This window comes from Ursidibacter sp. B-7004-1 (genome assembly GCF_053654055.1).
The window spans coordinates 1-3,758 of record NZ_JBSIUP010000063.1; the positions used below are offsets into that span (position 1 = coordinate 1).

Sequence of the window (3,758 nt, forward strand, 5' to 3'; positions counted from 1 at the left end):
TTAAAAGGAGGAACAATCACCTCTACAGAAAAAGCTGAACAGGAAGGAAAAAATCAATTCATAACAAATACGCTGACTTCTGAAGATATACAAAATCATTCGGAGTACTCTGCAAAAGGTTTTGGTTTGAATGGAGGTTTTAGTGTGAGCGGCGGCGAAGCTCCAAAAGATATTGCAGGAGTGAAACTTCAAGAGATTGGTAAGAACCACAAAGACGGTTCATCCAAAGTTGAGATGGGTGGCGTTGCTGGAGTTGGTTCACAAGGTAACTGGGGAGTTGCAAAACTGGCAACCGCACTATTAGGACAGGTAAGTGATAAAGGTAGTGATAGCGGTATTACGACAGCCTCAATCAATACTAAAAATATTACGATTCGAGATGAACAAACCCAACAGAAATTAACGGGAAAAACGGTGGAAGAAACAGTAAAAGAAATCAATAAAGCTAATATTCATCAGCAGGTCAATAAAGTGGATATTGAACAAATAAAGGGAGATTTGGAGCGAGATTTAACAACAGCAACGAATTTTGTGAAGAATATTCATGATATTGGTGATGACATTTACTACAACATAGAGAAAAAGGAAGGTAATATTTTTGTGAAAGAAAAACGAGCAAAAGATTGTGAAAGTATTGATTGCATTAAAATATCTGAATTAGATGTAGAAACCTTAGAGGTTCCTAAAACTAAAGAAGATGCTAAAAAACTTGCTCGAATGTATGCTCACGGTATTTTTAATATTGATGATCAAGATAGGTTACAAGGTGCTATTCAATATGGTGGTGAAGATTATTTAGAAAATGATGTTTTAGTTGTCCAAAAAGAATATGCATCTATTGCGACAGAATTAGGTTTTACCGTATTTGAGCGACTTAGAGCGGGTATAGATGCCCCTGCTATTTTTGGTGCTTCCAATGCAAGCCGAGAACAAGCAAAAATTTGGGGATTATTGGAAGAATATAACCGAAACAACCCAAATGCACAGGTGGATTTAAAACATCTTTCGCATAGTTTAGGGGTGTCTAGTACCAAAAACGCAATGAACTGGGCGAGTTATAAAGGAATGCAGCTTAATAATACGACATTGAAGGCAAATACTGTTGGCACTTCTTACCCAATGACAAATAAAACAATTGGAGGGATGTTGTCCTTAGGTTTATATGATAAAGGTTATGTAGAAAAAGCGAGTGGGGTATTTAGAGATGGAAAAGTGGAGTATGCAGTAGCACCTAGAGATATTGTTGGTACAGGTTTAAGCTTGCCATGGATTCCGGGAGCATTCAGTTTAGGGATTGGTAATACAAACACAACAGGGAGTAATACAACAGGAATTCCATTATGGGGAATTTTTGCTGGAGATCATACTAAGGCTTATTATAAAGATGAGAGAGTAATTGATTTTTTAAACCCTAGCAACGGGGAAAAAAGCGATAGAAATAGGAAAGAGATAATTAATTATCAGCAAAAAATTTGGGGACAAATAGGACCTAAAACAAAAACAATTGAGTTCAATAATAAACCAGTAATAAAAGATGGGGAGAATGAATAATGAAAAAGTTATTAATCATATTATTCCCTTTAGCAATGTCAGGTTGTTATTTAGCTAATGGCTCTCCGAATTCTACTGAATTTTGGATTAAAGATGGTAAACGTATTTCTTATGAGGAGAAACAATTTTGTTTTGAAAAAAACAAATCAAAATTAAAGAAAAAAGATAAAGAGCGGTTTGAATATCTAAAAAATCGTTATGAGAGATTAGGATATTCAAATGATGGCTTTTCAATAATGAGAACAGAGTATCCAAATGAATATCAGGAATATCTTTATCTAAGTGGACTTATACCGTCTAATGCTCACTGTTATTATGAATTGGGGTATAGATTTAGACCTCCAATATATTGGTGTCTGGCTCAAGATGGAGATAATACGAGAATATGTACGGAGAATATGAAGTATCGAAATTAGCTATGAGCATTAACTAATACAGTAGGCGGTAAACCAACTGAAGGGGTAATTGCAGGGGCGGCTTCACCTTATATTAACGAGCAAATCAAAAAAGCCACGGAAAACCACCCTGAACTCAATATTCCAGCCCATATGATTTGGGGAGCGATTGAAGCCGAGTTGAACGGTGGTAACGCAATAAATGGAGCGGTTGCGGCAGGTATTGGCGAAGCGGGAGCATACTATCTCACAAAAGCTCTTTACAACAAGGATAATCCTGAAACCTTGACAGAAGAGCAAAAGAAAAGCATTGCAGACTTGAGTAAAGTGGCAGGTGGTGTTGCAGCGGGGTTAAGCTCAGCGACAACAGGCGGCAACTCACTTGCGATTGCAAGCAGTGTAGGCGATGGAATGGGGATTGCGGAAAATGCGGTGGAGAATAATTTCTTAAGTGAAGCTTCTCGCCAACGCTTTAATGAGTTAATTATTAAACGCTCAAGTGGCAAAGAATTAACAGAAAAAGAAAAATTCGAAATTTTAGAGTTAGCTTATTTTGATCAAAGAAGTGATGTTTTAGCTAGAAAATATCAAAGAGGAGAAAAACTTACTCCGTTAGAAAAACTGGATTTAGATCGATTTGTAGAACGTTTCATAAATGAAACTGTTAGTGGTCGGACAGATTTTGGTCGAGGAGAAAAATATACTTCGGGAGCGGATGTCGCTGTTGCCAACTTAATATTGGGAGAGAAATATCTCAATAATATCGGTTATAAACCTAACTACAGTTATCCTTATGTATTAGGGCATACAGGAGAATGGCGAAATAAATCAGATTGGAAAACAGATGAAACAATTTATCGAGAAGTTTTCAATGAACTGAATAATCGTCCAAATCTTCCACAAACGTGGCAAGAACTCGTGCAAGAAATGCAAAATGCGGTGGTTGCTAAAGGAAGGAGTGGGGTTCCAAATGCGACTAATTTCTCAATAAGAGTGCCTAAAAAGATTATAGGGAAAGATCAGGTTGTTATTACTCATACAAATGGATATGAAACCCAAAAAGTGGATCTTGCAGGCTTGAGAATGGAAATCTCTAAGCAAAACAAACATATAGTAGATACAAATGAATATAAAGTGGCACTTGCTAACGGTGAATTTAAAAGTACTATTACTGTAAATTTAGATTCATTAAAAGGGTATGTTGGAACGGGACAACAAGTTGGAAAAAATAAAGTTGGAATACCAGGTTCAAAAGAGCGTGTGAATTTCAACAAAGTTATAGGTAATTATTTTGATCAAGAGACTGGTAAGTATAGTCCAACAACTATGGGAATTATTCATTATAGTAAAAATGGATATCATGTTGTACCAGCTAAGCCAGAGAATGGAAATTAAATATATGTACGAAAAAATAATAAGGTTAAGACTATCTGCTCAAGCAGCTTTAATCGGTAGGATAACAAGTGATGTAAGAGGAGTTTATGTAAAAATAGATAGCCATAATATATTTCTATGTGTTGTTATTGACAAAAAAAGCAGCTATTGGGAAGAGATTATTTATGAGATCGGCACAGCTATTATAGCTGATTTTGATAGTGAATATACTATTGATGAAGAGCTAATTATTTTGCAATATTCTGCAGCCTTAGATTTTAAAGGATGGGTGTGTGTCTATAAACGTTATGAGTAAATATAATGTCCATGATAACGCCCTTGTTCACACGGGTGTTATTGGATTCTTACAAGCGGTTTAATATGTTCAATTTTTTGCAAAAGATTGTTTTGACACGAGTTTGAAAACTCGCGCCATCG

Annotated in this window: 3 protein-coding genes and 1 pseudogene; all 4 read left to right on the forward strand. The window is 35.9% G+C overall.

The genetic code is table 11. The features are described from left to right. Positions 1–1,551: pseudogene (locus ACWIW0_RS11125) on the forward strand (hypothetical protein); the annotation flags it as partial. Continuing rightward, the gene (locus tag ACWIW0_RS11130; RefSeq protein ID WP_454453368.1) at positions 1,551–1,967 is read left to right on the forward strand and encodes a hypothetical protein; all 417 of its coding nucleotides are present in this window, start codon (positions 1,551–1,553) and stop codon (positions 1,965–1,967) included. The pseudogene ACWIW0_RS11125 and the gene ACWIW0_RS11130, both read left to right, overlap by 1 nt. Before the next feature lie 159 nt (positions 1,968–2,126). Beyond that, the gene (locus ACWIW0_RS11135) at positions 2,127–3,341 is read left to right on the forward strand and encodes a polymorphic toxin type 50 domain-containing protein (protein WP_454453369.1); all 1,215 of its coding nucleotides are present in this window, start codon (positions 2,127–2,129) and stop codon (positions 3,339–3,341) included. A 4-nt stretch (positions 3,342–3,345) separates the two neighbouring features. Beyond that, positions 3,346–3,636: a hypothetical protein gene (locus ACWIW0_RS11140; RefSeq protein WP_454453370.1), complete on the forward strand. Its 291-nt coding sequence runs from the start codon at positions 3,346–3,348 to the stop codon at positions 3,634–3,636. Positions 3,637–3,758: the final 122 nt, after the last annotated feature.

What these genes read in the sequence shown, in the direction of transcription:
- ACWIW0_RS11130 (WP_454453368.1), top strand. Translation starts at nt 1,551, where the DNA reads ATGAAAAAGTTATTAATCATATTATTCCCTTTAGCAATGTCAGGTTGT.
- ACWIW0_RS11140 (WP_454453370.1), top strand. Translation starts at nt 3,346, where the DNA reads ATGTACGAAAAAATAATAAGGTTAAGACTATCTGCTCAAGCAGCTTTA.